23 protein-coding genes and 1 pseudogene are annotated in these 21,611 nt (G+C 49.0%); 12 read left to right on the forward strand and 12 right to left on the reverse strand.

Annotation, left to right across the window (positions count from 1 at the left end):
* Positions 1-11 precede the first annotated feature (11 nt).
* The 5 genes from ACSBQN_RS13405 to ACSBQN_RS13425 are packed head-to-tail and all read left to right on the forward strand — an operon-like array spanning position 12 to position 4,304.
* Positions 12-536: a fimbrial protein gene (locus ACSBQN_RS13405; protein ID WP_354633106.1), complete on the forward strand. Its 525-nt coding sequence runs from the start codon at positions 12-14 to the stop codon at positions 534-536.
* 32 nt (positions 537-568) lie between these two features.
* Positions 569-1,159, forward strand: coding sequence for a type 1 fimbrial protein (locus ACSBQN_RS13410; RefSeq protein WP_024474431.1), 591 nt, complete (start codon positions 569-571; stop codon positions 1,157-1,159).
* A 16-nt stretch (positions 1,160-1,175) separates the two neighbouring features.
* Positions 1,176-1,685, forward strand: a complete 510-nt coding sequence (locus tag ACSBQN_RS13415) for a fimbrial protein (protein ID WP_241770862.1) — start codon at positions 1,176-1,178, stop codon at positions 1,683-1,685.
* 6 nt (positions 1,686-1,691) lie between these two features.
* Positions 1,692-2,642, forward strand: a complete 951-nt coding sequence (locus tag ACSBQN_RS13420) for a fimbrial protein (RefSeq protein ID WP_337137118.1) — start codon at positions 1,692-1,694, stop codon at positions 2,640-2,642.
* Positions 2,643-2,645: 3 nt separating this feature from the next.
* The gene (locus ACSBQN_RS13425) at positions 2,646-4,304 is read left to right on the forward strand and encodes an O-antigen ligase family protein (protein WP_354633104.1); all 1,659 of its coding nucleotides are present in this window, start codon (positions 2,646-2,648) and stop codon (positions 4,302-4,304) included.
* On the opposite strand, the gene ACSBQN_RS13430 is transcribed toward ACSBQN_RS13425, so the two are convergent.
* Positions 4,299-4,850 carry a tyrosine-type recombinase/integrase gene (locus tag ACSBQN_RS13430; protein WP_024474435.1) on the reverse strand — a complete coding sequence of 184 codons (552 nt, stop codon included), beginning with the start codon at positions 4,848-4,850 and terminating at the stop codon, positions 4,299-4,301. The genes ACSBQN_RS13425 and ACSBQN_RS13430 overlap by 6 nt on opposite strands.
* A gap of 371 nt (positions 4,851-5,221) precedes the next feature.
* Between ACSBQN_RS13430 and ACSBQN_RS13435 the strand changes: the two genes are divergently transcribed.
* Positions 5,222-5,551, forward strand: coding sequence for a helix-turn-helix domain-containing protein (locus tag ACSBQN_RS13435; RefSeq protein WP_036408439.1), 330 nt, complete (start codon positions 5,222-5,224; stop codon positions 5,549-5,551).
* Positions 5,552-5,648: 97 nt separating this feature from the next.
* Here ACSBQN_RS13435 and ACSBQN_RS13440 read toward each other — a convergent pair whose 3' ends face one another.
* Positions 5,649-5,984: a zinc ribbon domain-containing protein YjdM gene (locus ACSBQN_RS13440; protein WP_004234936.1), complete on the reverse strand. Its 336-nt coding sequence runs from the start codon at positions 5,982-5,984 to the stop codon at positions 5,649-5,651.
* A gap of 388 nt (positions 5,985-6,372) precedes the next feature.
* Between ACSBQN_RS13440 and nikA the strand changes: the two genes are divergently transcribed.
* From nikA to nikE, 5 genes are read left to right on the forward strand one after another with little or no spacing between them, the layout of a single operon-like run.
* On the forward strand, positions 6,373-7,947 hold the full coding sequence (nikA, locus tag ACSBQN_RS13445) for a nickel ABC transporter substrate-binding protein (RefSeq protein ID WP_354633103.1): 1,575 nt from the start codon (positions 6,373-6,375) through the stop codon (positions 7,945-7,947).
* Positions 7,948-7,960: 13 nt separating this feature from the next.
* Positions 7,961-8,905, forward strand: coding sequence for a nickel ABC transporter permease subunit NikB (gene nikB / locus ACSBQN_RS13450; protein WP_434991708.1), 945 nt, complete (start codon positions 7,961-7,963; stop codon positions 8,903-8,905).
* A 5-nt stretch (positions 8,906-8,910) separates the two neighbouring features.
* The gene (gene nikC / locus ACSBQN_RS13455; protein ID WP_197738321.1) at positions 8,911-9,765 is read left to right on the forward strand and encodes a nickel ABC transporter permease subunit NikC; all 855 of its coding nucleotides are present in this window, start codon (positions 8,911-8,913) and stop codon (positions 9,763-9,765) included.
* The gene (gene nikD / locus ACSBQN_RS13460; protein ID WP_152696659.1) at positions 9,756-10,550 is read left to right on the forward strand and encodes a nickel import ATP-binding protein NikD; all 795 of its coding nucleotides are present in this window, start codon (positions 9,756-9,758) and stop codon (positions 10,548-10,550) included. Before nikC ends, nikD begins: the two co-directional genes overlap by 10 nt.
* Entirely contained in the window at positions 10,547-11,356 is an 810-nt protein-coding gene (nikE, locus tag ACSBQN_RS13465) for a nickel import ATP-binding protein NikE (RefSeq protein ID WP_220730780.1), read from the forward strand. Before nikD ends, nikE begins: the two co-directional genes overlap by 4 nt.
* A 57-nt stretch (positions 11,357-11,413) precedes the next feature.
* Here the strand turns inward: nikE and ACSBQN_RS13470 are convergent, their stop codons facing one another.
* Together ACSBQN_RS13470 and ACSBQN_RS13475 are read right to left on the reverse strand one after the other, a co-directional pair.
* A complete protein-coding gene (locus tag ACSBQN_RS13470) occupies positions 11,414-12,346 on the reverse strand; it encodes a hypothetical protein (protein ID WP_036408301.1) in 933 nt (310 codons plus the stop codon).
* 182 nt (positions 12,347-12,528) lie between these two features.
* Positions 12,529-12,867 (reverse strand): helix-turn-helix domain-containing protein, encoded by a 339-nt coding sequence (locus tag ACSBQN_RS13475; protein ID WP_004234954.1) that lies wholly within the window; start codon positions 12,865-12,867, stop codon positions 12,529-12,531.
* Between the two features lie 1,061 nt (positions 12,868-13,928).
* Here ACSBQN_RS13475 and ACSBQN_RS13480 point away from each other — a divergent pair.
* Positions 13,929-16,493: an autotransporter outer membrane beta-barrel domain-containing protein gene (locus ACSBQN_RS13480; RefSeq protein ID WP_337137115.1), complete on the forward strand. Its 2,565-nt coding sequence runs from the start codon at positions 13,929-13,931 to the stop codon at positions 16,491-16,493.
* A gap of 74 nt (positions 16,494-16,567) precedes the next feature.
* On the opposite strand, the gene ACSBQN_RS13485 is transcribed toward ACSBQN_RS13480, so the two are convergent.
* From ACSBQN_RS13485 to ACSBQN_RS13520, 8 genes and pseudogenes are all read right to left on the reverse strand, one after another.
* On the reverse strand, positions 16,568-16,813 hold the full coding sequence (locus ACSBQN_RS13485; protein ID WP_004241511.1) for a DUF2543 family protein: 246 nt from the start codon (positions 16,811-16,813) through the stop codon (positions 16,568-16,570).
* A 678-nt stretch (positions 16,814-17,491) separates the two neighbouring features.
* A complete protein-coding gene (locus ACSBQN_RS13490; protein ID WP_434991709.1) occupies positions 17,492-18,328 on the reverse strand; it encodes a DUF932 domain-containing protein in 837 nt (278 codons plus the stop codon).
* Positions 18,329-18,433: 105 nt separating this feature from the next.
* Positions 18,434-18,766 (reverse strand): TA system toxin CbtA family protein, encoded by a 333-nt coding sequence (locus tag ACSBQN_RS13495; RefSeq protein WP_434991710.1) that lies wholly within the window; start codon positions 18,764-18,766, stop codon positions 18,434-18,436.
* A 14-nt stretch (positions 18,767-18,780) separates the two neighbouring features.
* On the reverse strand, positions 18,781-19,221 hold the full coding sequence (locus tag ACSBQN_RS13500) for an antirestriction protein (RefSeq protein WP_434991711.1): 441 nt from the start codon (positions 19,219-19,221) through the stop codon (positions 18,781-18,783).
* A gap of 123 nt (positions 19,222-19,344) precedes the next feature.
* Entirely contained in the window at positions 19,345-19,557 is a 213-nt protein-coding gene (locus ACSBQN_RS13505; RefSeq protein ID WP_310953766.1) for a hypothetical protein, read from the reverse strand.
* Positions 19,558-19,620: 63 nt separating this feature from the next.
* Positions 19,621-20,712 carry a hypothetical protein gene (locus tag ACSBQN_RS13510; protein WP_434991712.1) on the reverse strand — a complete coding sequence of 364 codons (1,092 nt, stop codon included), beginning with the start codon at positions 20,710-20,712 and terminating at the stop codon, positions 19,621-19,623.
* A gap of 12 nt (positions 20,713-20,724) precedes the next feature.
* On the reverse strand, positions 20,725-21,399 hold the full coding sequence (locus tag ACSBQN_RS13515; protein ID WP_354633052.1) for a helix-turn-helix transcriptional regulator: 675 nt from the start codon (positions 21,397-21,399) through the stop codon (positions 20,725-20,727).
* Positions 21,400-21,453: 54 nt separating this feature from the next.
* A pseudogene (locus tag ACSBQN_RS13520) lies at positions 21,454-21,611 on the reverse strand (DUF3944 domain-containing protein); the annotation flags it as partial.

Here is a 21,611-nt window from a genome sequence, read left to right on the forward strand (position 1 = left end):
GAGCAGAGAAAGTGAAGATATCCATTCCGTGTATGGCTGTACTGTGTTCCGGTCTGCTGCTGTGTTCGGCAGCGCACAGTACGGATGTTGAAGTGAAAGGGCAATTGGTGTTTGAGCCGTGCACTTTATCGCAGGCAAGTGAAAATATCTCACTTCCGTTCGGCACGATAGTAAAAAACTACTTTTATACCGCAGACCGGACACCGCCGGAGCCGTTCAGTATTGAGCTGGAAGGGTGTGATACCACTATCGGTAAAAAGGCCTTTATCACGTTTCGCGGGGCTGAAAGCAGCGCGCTGCCTGGATTGCTGGTGCCGGATAACGGCACATTACCGGGATTGGCAGTGGGTATTGAAACCCCGGAAGGGAAGTTACTGCCGCTGAATAAAACCAGTCCGGCATATGCCCTGAGTGACGGCACAACCACACTGAATTTTCAGGGGTATGTGCAGGCAGAGCCGGATGCGGTTAAGGATAAAACCCTGACGACAGGTGTGCTGTCAGCGACAGCCACGTTTGAAATCTCATATCCGTAGCCCGCCGGGCGCAACACAGACAGGACAGTATTATGACATTCATAAAACGGTTTAACCGGCAGGCTGCGCATACCCTATTACCGGGCTGGATGTTATTAGCGGTAGTGAGCCTGACGGTATTTCCCGCGCAGGGTAAAACCGGTGATGAAAACCGGCTGAAAATAAATATATCCGGTACGGTGATTGCCACCGGGCGCTGCACATTCAGTAATCAATCATCACCGGATATTAATTTCGGGGATATTCGTTTTTCCTCCGTATCCGGTGTAAATAATATTACCGGTAGTTATATCAGACCGCTGGACAGCGGAATGACCTGTACCGGTGATACAGCAGGAAAGACCCGCTTTCGCCTGGACTCTGCGCAGGGCGATACCGTTGATGATGCCGGTCATAAATTGCTGCCTGTCAGTGTCGGCAGCACACCGGTAATAAATGCAAATCTGGGGATTCGTCTGCTGGTTAACGGAAAACAGCAGGATATTAATACTGATTTTAACGTGGATATTCTGAATCTGCCAAAGCTGCAGGCCGAACTGGTGCAGGTGCATCCTGATGATAATACATGGATAAACGGGCAATCCATTACATCACAAGCTATTTTAACCATGACTTTTGATTAACCGGGAAATAATGAAAATGAAAAAAATAATAATAGTTATGTTATCCGGTTTTTTCTTACTGACGGCATGGTCAGCGCAGGCCGTATCGGAACAGACCGGTGACAATAAAATCTTTAATTTCACCGGTACACTGAGAGCGCTGTCTGTCTGCACGGTAAATAATAATCAGACGATTACAGCAGATTTTAAAAATGTCGGCATTAATAAGCTGGACACGAAAGTCTACAGCCTGCCGCTCAATTACACACTGGATTGTCCCGGAATCAACCCGGCAAATACGCTGCGGATGATCTTTATGACATCCCGCCCGTCGGTATCTGATCCGTCAGCGATTGAAAGTGATGTCAGCGGTTTGCTGGTACGGATTCTGAAGGACGGACAGCCGCTTGAGTTAAATAAATTTTTCAAAATCGATGATGTTACGCAGCGGCCAAAGCTGGAAGCACAACTGGTAAAAGTGCCGGGCACGGACTTAACACAGTCTCCGTTCCGGGCGACCGGCACGCTGGTGGCGGAATATTTGTAGGAGTAAATGATGAATAAATTAATGCTGCGCGGGGCTGCACTGTTTTTTCTGCTGGTGGTATCTCAGGGCGCCAATGCGATTGGCTGGGTGGGTGCATCCCTTCCTTGTATCTCTGGCGGTAAGAATGTTTTTAAATCTAATATTTGTGACTGGTACCCGAATACCGGGGCTTATTACGCGGATGGTCAAGCCATTAATTTTCTGATGTCTATGGGGGGAAATGCTGGTGATAATAAGGCTTATGTGCCGAAAAGTGGTTATTACATCACAAAAGTTTACTGGTGTGCTTATCCTGAAAATATGGATACCTGCAGTAAAGGTAAAGGTTCTGTCTTACTGATCGGGGACAGAGTCTGGCTGGAGCAATCCAAATCGTTTGCTGAGCAAAAAATTTATAATAACGATCAAACCAAAAAAGCACCTTCTGCAGGTGGTTATTGTTTCACCATAGAAGATACGGAAACAGGTTACGAATACCGCGGCGATATGGGATATGGTCCGGATAACCGCGGTAAATTCTGCGGAGATGCACACCGGTTACCCGTCGAACCACCAAAATGTACTCTGAATGGCGGTACGGATTTAGATGTTCAGCTGGGAAAATTAGAACGTACAGATATTGCCGTTAAATCCGGTACAACACCCCCGGTGACAAAAGATATCTCCATTAAATGTGATGGTAATATTGACTATAACGCTACTATGAAACTGGAATTCACCCCGATCTCCGTCAGCAATGAACAGGTGGTCAGCACCAGCACTACGGGGTTGGGTGTTGCTGTGTTATATAACGGAAAAACGGTTCAGCCCGGACAAACCTTTCCTCTCAGTTATCAGCCCGGCATTCATACTCTGACGCTGGGATTTGAGGCGGTGCGTGACCCGGCAATTAACGCCACGGATTTGAAAACCGGTGACTTTACGGCGAACGCTATTTTGGTTTTCACGGAGCAGTAACGGATGACTTTTTCACGCGGATTGCAGCTGTTTTTTATTATCTGGATCTGCGGGTCACTGTTGTATATCCCGAATACCGGTGGCTACGGGCTGAATTTGCCGCAGAATTGCTTTTCATGGGCAATGATGGGGATACTGATATTATTTGTCAGTATCTCTGTTATCCGGAGAAAGCAGTGCCTGATTGTCACTCCGGCGTTGTGCTGGTTTTCTGCCGGGATTGTGATACTGGCGTTACCGCTGTTGTATACCCGTCCTGAATGGCGGCTGAACGGCGGGTTGTATTGGGCCGGTGCAGCCGCAGGGCTGCTGTTTTATCTGTGTTGTGCCCGATTGAAACTGAGCAAAGATCACATCCGCTTTCTGGTACTGTTATGGCTGTCGGCCTGCATGGTGCATGCGCTGCTTATTTTACTGCAACTGACTCCGGCGGGCGGATGGATACCCTGGCCGGTGCTCAGCAATCGCCCGTACGGTGTTTTTCAGCAGGTTAATTTGCTGGCAACCTTTCTGTCCTGTGGTACAGCGTTTGCTTTGTTTCTCTTTTTACTCCCGGATCAGCGGCAAAGCAGTATCAGCCGGTGGATAACCGTGTCGGCACTGTTTATTATGCCGTGTGTTCTGGTGCTGATTCAGTCCCGGATTGGCGGGCTGAGTGCGGTTATCACTGCGGTGATTATGCTGTTATCAGCCGGTACGCGCAGAAGGAAATATTTGGCTGTTATCCTGCTGGTCACTGGTGTGCTTGCGGGCTGGTGGCTTAAAAACTATACACAGATTGGCGTGATATCACATCTGAATTCAGATAATGCCAGGCTGGAAATGCTCAGCAGCGCATGGGAGATGCTGAAACAGCGCCCGCTGACCGGCTGGGGTGCCGGTGGTTTTGAATATGTGTTTCAGATGTTCCGGGTCTGGCAGGGAAAATCCACGGAAGGTACAGGAGTTGTTATTCACCCGCACAATGAAATTCTGTTTTGGGGAGCAGAAGGTGGTGCTGTGGCATTAACCGGTCTGGCTCTGATTATCACCGGCGGGGGGCTGATTATACAGAGAGCGTGGCTGGCGTTTCGCCGGGAAAATAATCCGCTGCCGCTGACATTGTGTCTGACCATATTACCGTTATTGCTGCATACCCAGACCGAATACCCGTTTGGTTTATCAGCACTGCATTTTGCACTGTGTTTATTATTACTGTCTCAGGTTGACAGCATTACCGCTTTACCGGCGAAAATCATACGATTACCATCATTTTTCAGCATGATAACGGCAGGAGCAGGCGCGGGGATACTCTGTGTGATGGCAGGCGCATTGCTGACGGGAATTATTCTGACCGGTGCTGAACGGCGGGGAATGCAGGATATCCGGGCATTGTCATCACTACCGGAATTTGTATTGATGACGCAATATGAGCGGGTGGAGTTTGATCGTCATGTACATAAATTAATGCAGTTTAATCAGACCAGAGATCCGCAGTTATTAGCAGATTACCGCCGTTGGGCTGAAAACTATCTGAAGAAACATACTGATAAAAATGTGTATCACTCCCTGATTATAATTTTGCAGTTTCAGGGCGAGACTGAAGCCGGAAAATATTATTTATATCAGGGCGCAAAATTATTTCCGCAGGATGACTTTTTTTCCCGGGGCAGAAAATCATAATTTAATACTGCGGAACCGGGCCACATTACTGGCGGTATATAACACAGTGTGCTGAATATTGCGGTGGCCGAGATAATCCTGAATTAACCGGGTATCTGTTCCTCTGTCTGCCAGCGCATAACCGCAGGCATGGCGCAGCATATGCGGATGTGCCGCAATATTCAGGTCGGCGGACAATCCGCTGTCACGGATAATCCGGAATATCTGCTGGCGGGATAACCGGCCGCCTTTACGGGAAAGGAAAAGCCAGGGTTCGGCATAATGTTCAGACGCATGCCGCTGAGCCAGCCACTGTGTCAGTAATTCATATTCAAGGGACTGTAAGGGCTGATTAGTGCTTAATCCGTGTTTCAGCCGGGTAATATGAATAGTTTTTTCATTGATATTAATATCACTTAGCATTAATCCGGTCAGTTCACTGGCGCGTAATCCGTGACTGAAACAAACAGCAATCAGACACTGATTACGAAGATGGTTAATTGAATCAGGTAATGATGATATTAAGGAATGAACCTCCTGTTCACTCAGGTGTTTTCGTTCTTTCATAAAAATATTCAGTCTGGTAATTATAGTCAGGTTTGATTCTTTTTTAGACGTTATCACAGAATAAACGGATGACCTATTTTTCATCATTATCATCATGATGTTATCAGCAGGTAAAATTGATCGTGTATTGCTGATTTATCTGAAGATAACAATCCGGATATGTTGCTTTTTATACACATTATTGTTGTGTATTTTGTTTTTTGTATTATTTTTGTTTTATTTTCCTCCGGATTATCTGATTGTTAATCAGCGTTATTTTTTATTTTTGTTAAGAAAATAAATATTATTTTATTTAAGCAATAAATGCTTTTTTCTTTTAATTTGTTTCCGGAATATATTTCCGGATGATTTTATTTCTGAAGGTAATTAATATGACAGAGATTCAATCCTGCCGGGATATGGCGCGGGTAAACAGTGCTGTCGGTGACCGGCTTTTCTGCAGACGAAAAGCGCTGGGTTATTCCGGGCAGCAGGTTGCAGCCGGCCTGGGAATAAGTCAGCAGCAATTATCCCGTTATGAACGTGGGCAAAGCCGGATTAATGTGGGGATGCTGGTCAGGGCGGCAGATATTTTACAGACACCGGTCGGCTGGTTTTTTGCCGGATGTCAGGACAATTCTTTATATGAAGAAAGTCTCAGTATTCAGTCGGATATTTATACAGCGGCATCGGTGACATCAGAAGCAGAATATACCTGCTGAGAGAAAGCGGCTCCGCCGCTATTGCGGAGCCTCAGATTGTTGGCAAAGTCCGGGAAAAAACAGTCCGGGATTTTGTCAGCAATCTTATATCAGAACATCAGCTCTTTTTCACAAACTCAGATTTCAGTTTCATCTGACCAAAGCCATCGATTTTACAATCAATATTGTGGTCACCTTCCACTAAACGGATACCTTTGACTTTTGTGCCGATTTTCAGCATCGATGAGCTGCCTTTGACTTTCAGATCTTTGATGACTGTCACGGCATCGCCGTCCGCCAGTAAATTACCGTTTGCGTCTTTGACGATCAGCTCGTCGCTTTCCGCTGCCGGTTCGGCATCATTCCATTCGTGGGCACATTCAGGGCACACATACATTGCACCGTCTTCATAGGTGTATTCAGAATTACATTTCGGACATGAAGGTAATGACATAATGAGACTCTCAGATTTTCACAATGGGGAGCAGCAAATTGTCACACGATGGGGTGATATTTGCCCGTGGTTATGTGCACTGTCTTCAGTGCGGCCGCCAGTATAGCGGGATCGGCACCTTTTTGCAGCTTTTACCTGATAAAGAGTGTGGTTATCGCCTTTTTCGGTTCCCGGACAATAAGCAGGTAAATAACGCAATAACAGCCTCTGATTTCCTGAAAAAATCGTCAGCGCTGATAATAACCGGAGTTTATCTTTTTTTACAGAATAAGTACTCAGGGGGAGTACATAATTACGCGGAAAAATCTTTTATATTAAAACTGCATTATTTTAATAACCGGTTTCTGACTTTTTTATTTATTTGTCTGTGGCACATCAGGAGTGAAATATGCGTAACGTTGTCCGTTCTTTATTATTGTCTGTGGCACTCGTGGCCGGGGCGTTAAATACCGCCTTTGCTGATCCGCATTTAAATTTTGCCTGGCCGGTGAATGTGGGGCCGCTGAATCCGCATCAGTATGCGCCGAATCAGATGGCCGGACAAACCATGGTGTATGAGCCGCTGGTCCGTTATATGAATGACGGAACTGTAAAGCCCTGGCTGGCGGAATCATGGACGGTATCGGATGACGGCAAAACCTATATTTTCACATTACGTGATGATGTGAAATTCTCCAACGGCGAGAAATTTGATGCCGCTGCGGCCAAAGCAAACTTTGATGCCATTCTGGCAAACCGCGAGCGTCACGCCTGGCTTGAACTGGCTAATCAGATCACGGCGGTTGAGGATATCGCACCGAATCAGTTAAAAATCACCCTGAAAGATGCTTATTATCCTATTTTACAGGAGCTGGCGCTGCCGCGTCCGTTCCGTTTTATTGCACCGTCACAGTTTAAAGACGGCGGCACCAAAGACGGTATTATTAAACCGATCGGCACCGGCCCGTGGGTATTAACGGAATCCCGTCTGAGCGAAAAAGATGAATTTGTCCGCAACGAATTGTACTGGGGTAAAAAGCCGGTGTATGAATCCGTCACGTTTAAAGTGATTCCGGATCCGAATACCCGCGCCGTGGCATTTGAAGCCGGTGAGGTGGATTTATTATATGGCACGGACGGCATTATTTATCCGGACACCTATCAGCGCTTTAAAAATATGCCGGGCTATACCACCAAACTCTCTGCACCGCTGGAATCACTGGTACTGGCTATCAATACGAAAACCGGCCCGACCCGTGATTTAGCCGTGCGCAAAGCCATTAATCACGCGGTTGATAAAGATAAAATGATTGAAAAGGTGCTGTATGGCACACAATTAAAAGCGGACACCCTTTTCTCAGAAAATGTGCCGTATGCAGACGCCGGTTTAACACCGTATGCCTATAACGTTGAAGAAGCGAAATCCCTGCTGGAAAACGCCGGCTGGAAAGCGAAAACCGAAAACGGTATCCGTGAGAAAGATGGCGAGCCGCTGGTGGTGGAGCTGAATTTTGTCGGTACCGATGCGGTGGCGAAGTCGATTTCTGAAGTGGTTCAGGCCGATCTGCGCCGCGCCGGGATTGATGTGAAGCTGGTCGGGGAAGAGGAAAGCAGTATCTATTCGCGCCAGAAAGACGGGCGCTTCGGAATGATTTTCAACGGCACATGGGGCGCGCCGTTTGACCCGCATGCGTTTGTCAGTTCCATGCGCATTCCGTCTCATGCCGATTATCAGGCACAACAGGGGCTGGCAGATAAAGCGGAAATCGATGCCAAAATCACACAGGTGCTGACCACCACGGATGAAAAACAGCGCCGTGCGCTGTATCACGACATTCTGACCCGTCTGCACGAAGAAGCGGTTTATCTGCCGCTGACCTACATCACCGCCATTGCAGTGGCAAAACCGGAAATTGGCGATGTGCCGTTCAGCGCGATGTCGAATGAAATCCCGTTTGATCAGCTGACACCGGCTGCGAAGTAACAGGTCCGCGATTATGATGCGATTTATTTTCCGGCGGGTGCTGCTGCTGATCCCGATGCTGCTCGGCACCTCGCTGTTTATCTTTCTGATCCTGCGCCTGGGGCCGTCTGACCCCGCGCTGGATTATCTGCGGCTCTCCAAAATTCCGCCGACCCCGCAGGCGGTGGAAAGCGCCCGTGAGCTCCTTGGCCTGGATAAACCGGTTATGACCCAGTATTTTCACTGGTTGTCTGACGTGCTGCATCTGGATTTTGGTATCTCTTATGCCACACAGAAACCGGTGCTGCCGGATCTGCTCTATTTCCTGCCCGCCACGCTGCAACTGGCGGGGCTGGCACTGGCGCTGACTATTATTCTGTCTGTTCCTATGGGGATGCTGGCGGCGCGTTACCGCGAAAAATGGCCGGATCAGCTGGTGCGGGTGATTGCGTTTATCGGGGTTTCCATGCCGAATTTCTGGCTGGGGTTCCTGCTGATCCTGCTCTTTTCGATTCACCTCGGCTGGCTGCCGCCGATGGGTAAAGGGGAAGCAAAACACCTGATCATGCCGGTTATTGCTATCTCGCTGATGTCACTGGCGATTAATGCCCGGTTGCTGCGGGCAAGCATGCTCGAGGTGGCCGGGCAGCGCCATGTCCGTTATGCGCGGCTGCGCGGGTTATCTGAAATGACGGTGGAGCGCTCACATATTCTGCGCAACGCCTGGCTGCCGGTGATTACGGCTATCGGTATGCATATCGGGGAACTGCTCGGCGGCGCGCTGATTATCGAGAGTATTTTCAGCTGGCCGGGTGTGGGGCGCTATGCGGTCTCTGCCATTATGAACCGGGATTATCCGGTGATTCAGTGCTTTACCCTGCTGATGGTGGTGATTTTTGTCCTCTGTAACCTGATTGTGGATATTATTTATGCGATTGCGGATCCCCGCATCCGTCTCTCTGCGGAGGGTATCGAATGAGCGATATGATACTGAAAGCCCCTTCCGCCTGGCGGACACTGAGCCGCAATCTTTTGTTGTGGTTTGCGCTGGCCGTGGTGGCACTGCTGGTGCTGGCCATGATTGCCGGGCCGTGGATCTCCCCGCATGATCCGGATCTGGTGGAGTTATCAAACCGGCTTCAGGAACCGGATAGTCAGTACTGGCTTGGTACTGACCATCTCGGACGTGATATTTTTTCCCGTCTGATTGCCGGGGCGCGGATTTCTCTCGGCACTGTTGCTATCACGCTGGTGATTATTATGACGCTCGGACTGGTGATCGGCGGCATTGCCGGGTTTACCGGCGGACGGACGGATCAAATCATCATGCGGTTTACCGATGTGTTCCTGACATTCCCGACACTGGTGCTGGCACTGTTTTTAATCGGCATCCTCGGTACCGGGCTGACAAACGTGATTATCGCGATCGCATTGTCACACTGGGCGTGGTATGCGCGGATTGTCCGCGGGATCATCCTCTCGCTGCGCCACCGGGAATTTCTGCTGGCTGCACGTCTGAGCGGAGCCGGTAATGTGCGGATCTTTTTCCGGCATCTGTTTCCGGCCACCATTTCACAGCTGATCGTACTGGCGACTCTGGATATCGGCCATATGATGCTGCATGTCTCCGGGTTGTCATTCCTCGGGCTGGGCGTGGCGGCACCCACCGCAGAGTGGGGCGTGATGATCAGTGATGCCCGCCAGTTTGTTTGGACATCACCGATGCTGATTTTCTGGCCGGGTTTAATTTTATTTTTCAGTGTGATGGCGTTTAACATCCTCGGGGATGCTCTGCGTGATCGTCTGGATCCGACACTGAGGGCCGGGACATGTCATTAAATCATTCTGTACTGGAGGTCAGCCATCTTTCGGCGGGGTATCTGCATAATAATCATGCCCATTTCCTGATTTCTGATCTGTCATTTTCATTGCGGCGCGGCGAAGTGCTGGCGCTGGTCGGGGCGAGCGGCTCCGGCAAATCCATGACCTGCTCTGCGCTGCTGGATGTGCTGCCGCCGGGCGTGCAGAAAACACAGGGCACTATTCTGCTGGACGGGCAGCCGGTCACCGGGCAGGCTCTGCGCGGCAGGGAAGTGGCGTCGATTATGCAGAACCCGCGCAGTGCATTTAACCCTGTGCGGACCATGCATCAGCACATTACCGAAACACTGAAGGCCACCCGGCAGCCGCTGCATGACATTGATAAACGCATCCGTGATGTGCTGGCGGAAGTTGAACTCGGGGACAGTGAGCATATCCTGAAGCTCTATCCGTTTGAGATGAGCGGCGGCATGTTACAGCGGATGATGATCGCGATTGCGATTCTCAGCGACGCGCCGTTTCTGTTTGCCGATGAGCCGACGACCGATCTGGATCTGGTGGTGCAGATGAAAATTCTCGATTTGCTGGATCATGTAGTGTCTGACCGGCAGACCGGGCTTTTGCTGATCACCCATGATATGGGTGTGGTGGCACGTCTTGCCGACCAGGTGGCGGTGCTGTCAGACGGGAGCATTGTTGAAACCGGCCCGGTAGAGGATATTTTTTCCCGGCCGCGCTCGCCGGTGACCCGCAATCTTATTTCTGCACACCTCTCACTGTATGGTTTGGAGCTTTCCGCATGACATTGATCTCTGTTGAACACCTGAGCAAAAGCTACCAAAGCCATTCACTGATGGGAGCGGGAAAGCCGCGCTGTATTCTCGATGACATTTCCCTGACCCTGAATGAAGGGGAGACAGTTGCTCTGCTCGGACGCAGCGGCTGCGGAAAAAGCACGCTCGCGCGTCAGATCTGCGGGCTGGAATATCCGGAAAAAGGGGATGTTTTTTACCGCGGAATGCCGGTGCGTAAACTGGATAAAAAACAGCGGCGGCAGTTCCGTTCGGAGATCCAGATGGTTTTTCAGGATCCCCCCGGGGCGGTTGATCCGCGTTTTACCCTGGAGCAGATTATTGCCGAACCGCTGAAATTGCTGACCTCACTGGATGAAACACAGCGCAAAGCCCGGACTGCGGAACTGCTGGATATGGTGGAGCTGCCGCTGTCAGTGCTCGGCAAACTGCCGTCACAGATCAGCGGCGGACAGTTACAGCGCATCTGTATTGCGCGGGCACTGGCCCCGGATCCGCGTCTGATCATCCTGGATGAAGCGGTATCAAACCTGGATATTCATCTGCAGGCATCTCTGCTGACACTGCTCGGACAGTTACAGAAAACGCAGGGGATTGCGTATCTGTTTGTCACACATGATCTGCGGCTGGTCAGCCGGTTTGCCGCACGCGTGGTGGTTATGGATGAGGGAAAAATTGCAGAAACATCGCCGCAGGGATGTATTGAGCAACTGCGCCATCCGGCATCCCAGGCACTGAAAAATGCAGTATTGCCGCCATTCCCGTCTTCCCACCGGCGAAAAACGGTATCCGTCTGATAAAAATAAAAAAAGCGCCGTGATATTAACAGGGCGCTTTTACTCATTATTTACGGTTTATACTTTACCGGAGCAACTGCATTTGGCGGCAGTCTCTTTGTGATGATGAACATCTGTGCCGCAACAGGCATCAATGGCTTTATTGATAATATCCGCCAGCTTATTGACGGTAGAAATAATTGAAGAAAGCTGTTCACACACATCGCGGCAGTCCGCATGTGAATGGCCGCTATCCGGGATCACCGGCGGAGTCAGACTGTCACAGAGAATTTCCTGCAATACCAGCAGGAAGTTCGCAATACCGGTGGTGTAGATATAAGAGCGCCCGCCGGTCTTCTCTGCCAGCCGCTGATACTCCTTTGTCACTTTGTCTCTTTCCTTAATCGACGGGAAGCGGTCAAGGTTTTCCGGACGATCATCCGGGGTTCCCTGATAGGTGTAAACTTTGACGCCGTGAAGTTGTGCGACACCAATCGCCTCACTGTTTTTCGCGATGGCGGCACTGGTCAGTGTTCCGCCGCCGCCTTCCATGCCTTCATCACCCAGCACAAAAATGGCGCGCCGCGCGCCGGGACGCCAGTCAAAATATTTACTGGCATCAATAACGGCACGGCACAGATCTTCTTTATTTCCCGCGTGGTCACGGCCGTCAGCTTCCGGAAACGGTTCCCGGGCCTGCAGATTTCCGGCGGGAGCGCCTTTGCCCATCAGATAATCACTTAGCGACTTATCAAACTTTGTCCCGGTCCAGGTACCCTGAATGCCCAGGAAAGTCGCCCGCAGCTGAGACGGACAGCGGGCTGCCGCTTTCTCTATCGCTGCGTCTATTTCACGGCTCAGATCGGCGGACTCATCTGACATTGAGCCGCTGGTATCAATAATTACCACCAAATCCAGTGCGATATCACTGTTACCGCCCATGACCTGTACTACCGGGTCAATACCGGCTGCCGGTGCAGACAGATCCTGCGTGTTGAGATCCTGATTCATTGTTTTTCCTCTGTGTTTATTGCAGGTGTGTGTTTTCTGTGCAATCTGTTGCGCAGAGGGGCAGTATCTTTTTATTTTTCAGGGATGTATTTCCTAAAAAATAACAGAATCAGTCTGTTTACTGAGGGGGAGTCATGGCCCCGGTGACAGTGGTATGGCCGGGGCGGAAGGTGTGGTTATTTTTACAATAAAAAATCGGGCTTATTAATATTTTTATTTAAAAACAATAAATTATCTATATCCAGTAAGGTGTGAACAGTATCTGATGAATCATATTGTTTTCTGAGTTCATTCAGAAAGACGATCAGTGAGATATCCAGTGCTGTGAGTATCCGGAACAGCAGGCTGACCGTCAGATTCCCTTTACCCAGCTCATAGCGGGAAACCTGTTGCTGACTGATTTCAAGTGTAAAGCCTAACTTCTCACCGCTTATTTTTTTCAGCTTACGAAATCTGTACAGCACCTCCCCGATATTTTTATTGAGTAAATCTGAATCTATGCATTGATATTTCTGCACCATTTATCTCCGTAGATTAAATCTGTCATAACAGGAATGGTTGTTATTCCCGGTAAATAATTACCGGTTGTGTTTTCTTGTCTTATTAACATGTCTGGTGTTTTTTTCAAAAAAGGGAATTGTGTATCTAATGATTAAAATTAAATAACACATGTTATTTTTTGATGCAAATATAATCTTGGTATGTTTTATTATTTTCATAAATTTACATATTTGGTATGTAGTTTAATCACTTTTATTTGACGCAGCGCAAAATATAAAGAATATCTCATGTTTTACATGAATTTTTTGTTGAAATTTTTTATTCGATCTTTTCGTGACATTGTCTGACAAGACATGTTAAGCAAATCGTGATCATAAAATGCGTTATTTTGTCTGTAATAATGGGGTTTTTTCAGTATATTTCGCCATCAGTATAATGTGACAATATTAAATTATTGCTTGTTTTACAGTTGTTTGTATTGTTTTTATCACAGGGAGAGTGTTATGGTAGCGGTATTATTTAATTGTTAAATTTTATGCGGATTTGCGTTAAGAAAACAAACATCTGTAACAAAATTCTGTTTGTTTTGATTTCAATGCATTAAATTTTGTGTAAATTGCGATTAAATGGCATTTTATTCTGTTGTTAATCCAATTATAGATAAATAAAGAATAAACATTCCGGGAATTTTGTTACCAAGTAATAATTACTTACATCTTTCATATTAATTCATTGAAATATCAATTAAAAATAATAAAAACAATTTATTAACATTGATATCATAAAAATATCTTATCTATCATCGTGATTGTAATAACAGGTAAACACACGTAATGTGTAACGTAAATATAATCTGAATTATTTCTGATAATAATATTTATCTGCTGACTTTATATATTAATAAAGCCGGATGGATTTTATTTAATTGATTTTTGAATTTGTATCCTGCTTTTATTTTTACGCCGGGAGGCTTTCCCTTATGAAAAAATATAAATCTGTAAAAAGATTCGCATTGCCGGTATCTATTATACTGGGGTCGGGATTATATTCACTTCCCGGTATAGCGGATCCCTGTACATCGGTGACAGACGGCGACGGACAAAAACACCTGACCTGTACCTCAACCATTTATTATTACAATTCCGGTGAGCACGGCGGAACGGCATTATCCGATTATGCGAGTGTGACCATCAACACTACGCCGGAAGCATCAATCTCGCCACTCCAGGGCTGGGCGGTTTACGGGAACAGCAGCACCTATAATTTCAATGAGCTGAATATTGAGACCAGCGGCGCCAAATCTGACGGTATCGTGACAAAAAACGGTGCCAGTAAAATCAATATTGATAAGTTAACTATCAAAACCACCGGGTCTTCCGCTGATGGTCTGAACGTCGGCAAAGAGAGTAACGGCACGGTGATTACCGTGGGTGACGATGCCTATATTGATGCATTCGGGATGGGGGTGCGTGCTAACTCATCAACCACCGGCACCAACGAAAACCTGATTACTCTCGGGAAAAATGCGGTCATTATTTCGCACGAGGCCGGCAGTAATCTGGAGTTTCTGGGACGCGAATTAGGCACCGGTTATGCGGTTTACGCCGGGAATACCAACTCTGCGGCAACCGGGGATGCCCGTGTGGTGATTGGTGATAACAGCACCATTGTGGCGAACGGCGGCTCTGCGCATGCGGTTTATGCCAATAAAGGCGGCATTATCGAACTGGGTTCAACGAATATCCGCGCCGAAGGTACGACGGCACACGGTATTTATGCCGAAGCCGGATCGAAAAAGGTCGGTGGTGCAACAGTCACTGCGGGCAGTCAGGTATATCTCGGCGGTGATACCACCATTAATGTGGTCAGTGACGGCCGGAAATTTGCCCTGTATGCCAAAGGGGCGGATTCACAGATATCCTCTTCTGATCGTCTGTCCGGAGACAGCATCCGCAGTGTATTCACCGTTGACGGTGATATGAAAGCAGAGACAAAAGGGATTATTGATCTGCAGATGGCGGATAACAGCCGTTTTACCGGCAGTACCAACTCACTGGAATATAACGCGGCAGGCGCACCAAATACGACCACAAACGGCACCATTAACCTGGATATTGCCGGTGCCAACAGCATCTGGAATATGACCGCCGACTCTGTGCTGTCAAACCTGATACTAACCGGTGCGACACTCCGTTATAACTCTCCGGACGATCTGAGCGATCCGGACGCCTTTGTACCGAAAACACTGACCGTGGCTGGTGATTACACCGGTAACGGCGGCCACCTGATTATGAATACGGTGCTGAACGGGGATGATTCACCGACCGATAAACTGCTGATCAAAGGTAATTCTGCCGGAACCACGACGGTCGGTTTTGTGAATATCGGCGGGCAGGGGACGCTGACCACTCTCAACGGCATTGAAGTCATCACCGTTGACGGTAATTCTGACGGTACCTTCACTCAGGACGGGCGGATTGTTGCCGGGGCGTATGATTATTATCTGGGACGCGGTAAAAACGGCAATGAGAAAAACTGGTATCTGACATCAGATTACAGCCCGGTGACACCGGAACCAGAACCGGAACCGGAACCAGAACCGGAACCAGAACCAGAGCCGGAACCGAAGCCAAAACCAGAACCGGAGCCAAAACCGGAATCGGTAGTCCGCCCGGAAGCCGGGGGATATATCAATAACCTGTATATGGCAAATAACCTGTTTAATGTGCGTCTGCATGATCGTCTCGGTGAAACCCAATATACCGATGTACTGACCGGTGAGCGCAAAGTCACCAGTCTGTGGCTGCGGAATGTGGCCGGACATTCAACCGTGAAAAGCGGCGACGGGCAGTTAAAAACCGGAACAAACCGTTATGTGGTACAACTGGGCGGGGATATCGCACAGTGGTCTGATAATGATCTTAACCGCTATCATATCGGGTTAATGGCTGGTTACGGCCGCATCAGCGGCAAGACCACAAACCATGTGACAAAGACCAGAGCCAAATCTGACGCAGATGGTTACAGTGCCGGGATCTACGGTACTTACTACGCGAATGAAGCGGATAAAACCGGTCTGTATATTGACAGCTGGGTGCAGTATAACTGGTTTAAAAACCGGATTGACGGGGACGGATTACCGGAAGAAAAATATAACTCTGACGGCATCACACTTTCCGCCGAAGCCGGGTACAGTTTCCTTATCAATGAAACACAGGGCAGTGATGGCAGCACCAACCGCTGGTTTATTCAGCCGAAAGCACAGGTGACCTATATGGGTGTGAAAATGGATACCCACACAGAAAGGAACGGTACCCGCGTATCGGCGACCGGTGAAGGGAATATTCAGACCCGTCTCGGGGTGAAAATATATGGTCTGGGACAGGCGTTGCAGGATAAAGACAATGATCGTCACTTCCAGCCGTTTGCTGAAATTAACTGGCTGAATAACAGTAAAATGACTGGCGTATCCATGAACGGCGAGCACGTTGGTCAGTCCGGCACCCGCAATATCGGTGAAATTAAAGTGGGGGTTGAAGGACAACTGACCCGCAATGCCGACATCTGGTTTAACGTGGCGCAGCAGGCCGGCAGTGATAATTACTCGGATACACAGGGTATGTTAGGTCTGAAATACCGCTTTTAACTGTCAGTAATATCCGGCCGGGATAACAGGAATACTGTTATCCCGGCTTTTTTGTGTCCGGCGCTGATAGTGACTTAATCATTACCCCAGCGGTTCAGAAATTCAGCGATATCATCGATACGCTGTTTATCGATACCGGCTTCAGCCGCCATCTTTTTCTGGGCTTCCTCACTGATTTCTTCATTGTTCGTCAGACAGGTGATCAGTAACTGAAAATAGTGCGCCAGTCCGTCATACTCCTGCTCTTCAACCGGCTCTTCCGATTCCAGCGCGTACTCATCTGCGATGTCATAGTATTTATCCGGTACTATATTTTCCATAAATTCCTCCGGGGCTAACGCCGGTGTCAGTGGTTTGTATCACACCATTGTATCCGATCCGGCTTCGTTTTCGCACCTTACCCGGCGCTCCATCGTTAAATATACGATCTTTCCGGAAACGGATGGCGGCCAACACGTGTATCGGATCAGGTTTCTTTTCTTGAAAGTTGTGATTTAAAAAAGGAATAAATGAGAGGAAAGATAAAAAACCGGAAAATCGCGCCTTAAAAATGATATCACTAATACAAATGTAACTGTATTAACCGACCGGTATGCGGCAAAGCAGCGAAATGAAATCACCTGTTGTGCCGGAAGGGCACAGAGTTGATTATGGTTGTATCCGGCAGGGACAGGAAACCTGTTTTTACAGAAGCCTGAAAAGCAAAAACCCGCCATAAGGCGGGTTCTTTGAATAGTGGTGCCGGACTCGGAATCGATTTTATTATGTATCTTATTGGTTTTAAAATTTAATTTTTGATGTGATTATATTTATACCCTCATTTGTACCCTCGGTCCGGGATCATACAGTGATGAAGGACCAAAAACAGCATAACAGCAGGGTTAATAGTTATAAATCCTACCAGTCAGCCTGAGGTATTAAAAGAGTATCACAGAGTGACTTTACCTCCTTTAAATGATTATGTATTGTTGTTTGTTTTTTCATATCTGAGCATTTACTCAGATTTGCCGACGATCAGTGAAGTGTTCATACATTTTCTCTGTCATCACCCACAGCGCTTTATTTAGACGGATATCACCATCAATACCGGTTACGGCCCGGGTGTGTGATCGTTTCCCTTTGGCTGTACGTCCGGACAGTCCGCCTTTAATCAGGTTCTCCTGCAAACGCTGGTACACCGTCCACAGGTCATCTTTCTTATCTTCCCACCGGCGGGGTTGCAGCACCTGTTCTTCTGTGATCGGCTGGTGGTCATCCCCGAACCGGTACGTGATAGCGGCATGCGCCAGCGCCTGCTGTGCCGGTGGTGGTAACAACAGAGACTGCATCTGTTCGCGTTTTTCAGCCACCGCATCAAACGTTTCCAGCACTTCATAAGCTCCTTCAATCACTTTATCGACGACATTACCTTTGTGCGGCACTCTGACCTCACCAAAGGTATCACCACAGACCAGTCCGTTATGACAAACCGCACGAAATAATCCCGGCAGCATCTGATAACTGCTGGTGCCGTCGTGGCTGTTTAACAGAATAATTTCCGGTACCTGGACACCGGTAATCTGATTATGGCGGCGAAGGCGCAGCATATGTTTGGTGTGCTCCCGGCGGCTGTCATCGCGGACACGGGTCTGACAGGCAAAGAACGGATAAAAGCCTTCTTTGTGCAGGCTCTCAAGCAGGGTAATGGTGGGAATATAGGTGTAACGGTCACTGCGGGATGCATGTTTTTCTGCTGAAAAGATACTGGGTACAGTGCAGTATAACTCTTCGGTGGTTAACGGGCGGTCACGACGAATGATATTCGCCCTGCCGAAGCGGGAAGCCAAACGGGTCATAATAATACTCCTGTAGAATAAACAGATAAAAGGGTGGTCAGATAAAAACCGGGGTTGAACGGGATAAAGGAAGAGATAAGGTGAAGTGCTGCAGATACCGGCTTTTTACACGGTAACGGATCTGCTGGTGGCAGAGCTGCTATGGTGAGTTATCAGACCGGTTGCTTTCTGTGCCCGCAGAATATCGGTCGCAGTGATACTGTGTGACGGCTCAGTGATACCGTTGTTGCGCCGGTCAGTACGGACCAGGGCGTATTTCTCCGCAAAGGCATTCAGTGCCTCACACAATGACACCCCGCGACAAAGGCAGGCCTCAATCACGCGCTCATCACTAAATTCCGTGTCGTTCAGAGTGAGGCCGTAGTGCTGTTGCAGCAGGTAAGTCAGCAGTGTCTGCCAGACGGCCGCCGGTGACGCGGGTACTGCTGTATTGTTCATGGCGTAGCTCCCGGTTAATCAATCAGATGAAAAATAGCGGCACACTCGTCATGCTGCAGGGCGTAGTCCCGTAACTGATAAAAATACTCAACTAATACTTCGCTTTCAGTCCGGAATGACCAGATACTGAACGTCATTAAACACACGGCAATGCCTGCGGCTTCCGGACTCAGTTCCGCATTATTACCGTTATGCGGGTTAACCATCGGAAGTGATGTTTCAATCATGTCTGGCCAGATAAATGCACCACCATTGGTGAGCATACTGAATTCCCAGAAAGCACCATAATAAACATCACACAGTTCGCTCATCTGGGTAAAAATATCGCCTTCCAGGCGCTGCCAGTCCGCTACGCTGCCGAAATAAAACCGCCAGAATGTGTCTCTGCCCCGGGGATGAACCAGATTGCTTTTGATGGCTGCAGGCTCCTGCAGCGGAAGTGCTGATAATGTCATCGTGAAACTCCTTTGTATTGGTGGGTAAAACAGTGGGTTACTGATTTGTGAGTGGCGCATAAAAAAACGGCAGACCAGAAGGTCTGCCGTCAGGGGGGGTGATAAACAGGTATATGTTATCGGTCAGCGGGGAAAGAGCCGACCGAGAAGACGGTCAAGGGTACCGCCCAGTACAGCGGAACAGGCCAGTGCGGCACTGAGGCCTGCCGCCACTTTTTCGGCTGTGGTGGCATCCTCATTATCCGCCGCCTCAGCAGCGGCCTGCCAGGCACAGTAAGTAGCTAACGCCACCGTTGCCACACCCAGCGTGGTAGCCATTAATTTAAAAACAGACATCTGTGTTTCCTTTTTTTACAGGGACTCAGCAGTACAGCGGATGCAACAGCATTACCGGCAGTATTATTTCGGCAGCGAAATGTGGCTGGTCTGATGACGAAAAAGACCGTCAGCCACAGTACTCATGTAAGGCGCTGAACCGGTTATATCCCGGTAGATATGAGTAAGGATATCGTTGTCATTACTGATGGTGCCGAGTCCGGATAAATAGCGTTTCAGCTCGTACTGCCCGTTACGGTCATCCACCAGAAACATGCCCCCCATAAAGACAGGGTCCGGACCGGTCACACTCCAGTACAGTTCCTGGGTAATCTGCCAGTCTTTTGATTCCTGTTGCGCGTCTTTCAGTGCTGACAGTGCCTGTGACAAAACGGCTTTATTCTTATTACTTTCGTCCTGAAGTTCCTGACGTTTTTGGGTCAGTTCTGCTTTTCGCGATGTCAGTTCCTGACTGAATTCTTTTGTGATTCCGGATGGGTCCCTGAACCAGTAATCAGGAAGACTGCCCATATTGTTGCTCTCAGTAATCCTGTTCCACTGAGTTATCAGATTGCGTTGCTCTTCTGATAAACTTTCCGGAATACGGCTGGACATGACCCCGCTGCTGAGTGTGATTTTACGTCCGGCGTCCTTCAGATTACCGGTTGTGTTGTCATATTCAGCGGCGGGACCGGTAATGCTGACATCATTGCGCAGTGCCGACCAGTCATGCTGCGAGAGCGCTTCAATCTTCGCCAGCGATTCTTCTGCAGTGGTAACCCCCCTCTCCTCATAATCAGTCCGTGATTTGATATATTCCGGTGAATCCAGCGTATTAAAACGCTGAGTGTACTCATTTATCAGCGTGTTATAACGCTTTTCCAGCCAGGTATTAATGTGGTTTCTGACAGCGGCCGTGTTGTAATGACAGCGGTACATGACCAGTTCCCGCCCTTTATCGTCAGTCAGGGTATCCCACTCTGTTTCGGTACATTCAGGGCGGTTATCCAGAATACCACCGAGCGTGACGGTACGGTCATACGGGTAAATCAGCTGCTTTACTGACTGAATATCCTGTTGCTGACGCGGGTCAGGGGCGGGTTTGCTGCCGCTGCCGTCACAGGCCGACAGCAACAGTGCTGACAGCAGGACAACGGTAAGCCGGGTTTTCATCATATGATGTTCCTTTTATGTGATTAATGAACGGATAAACTGATAATGGGGTAATGCGGTGATAAATTCGGGTCGGGTGACTGTCCGTGCGATAACTGCATCCTGACGGAAACGGCGTCCGGACACGGCAATGTTCTGCAGCTGACTGAACCGGAACACCCGCAGGGCTGACTGCCATTCCCCGCACAGATACCAGTCCCGCTGAAAATAAATCAGCTTGTAGGGCGCCATGCCCTCATGCTCCTGACCGTCACAGCGGAAGCTGAGCAGCCGTCTCCGGACAATCGCCTGCGTCACCACATAAAAGCCGCCGAACAGTGTCGGGGCGGATTGCGGCGGTTCGTGGTAGACCAGACAGGGAGCGCCGTTTTCCGGGCTGAGCAGAACGGACAGCAGCCTGCGGTCAAGCGAGGGGAACAGCGGGGTGATATGGGTGATATCGGCAAAGTACAGGATATCGCTGTCTGTCCGGTAAGGACGCTGACCGGCGGCCAGCCGGTATCCGCCCTGATACGGCTCTGTGTCCAGAAAGACCAGGCGCTCACTGAAATCCCGCTGCAGTGTGCGGGCCGAGACATTAAACTCACGGGCGAGCTGTGCCGGATACAGTGTTTCGCCGCGGAACAGGCGGCTGATAATCATGGCTAGCCGGAATGCAAGCCGGTCATGGCGTGAATCTGACGTATGCATGAGCGCAGCCTCCGTGAGTCAGTCAGAGAAAACAGGAATAACGGAATACGGAAATCAGGCCGCCAGGGCCTTCTGGCGCAGGTATGCCACAATGATGCAGGCCGGAATGGTGACCCGGTAAGCGGGACCGGCGATATCGGCTATCAGCCATGCGGAGCTCAGCGCAATCCCTATGGGACCGGCCAGTACCCCCAGTGCCCGGTTGGCGGCAA

The organism is Morganella sp. B601 (assembly GCF_051172335.1).
Classification (GTDB): Bacteria; Pseudomonadota; Gammaproteobacteria; order Enterobacterales; family Enterobacteriaceae; genus Morganella; species Morganella morganii.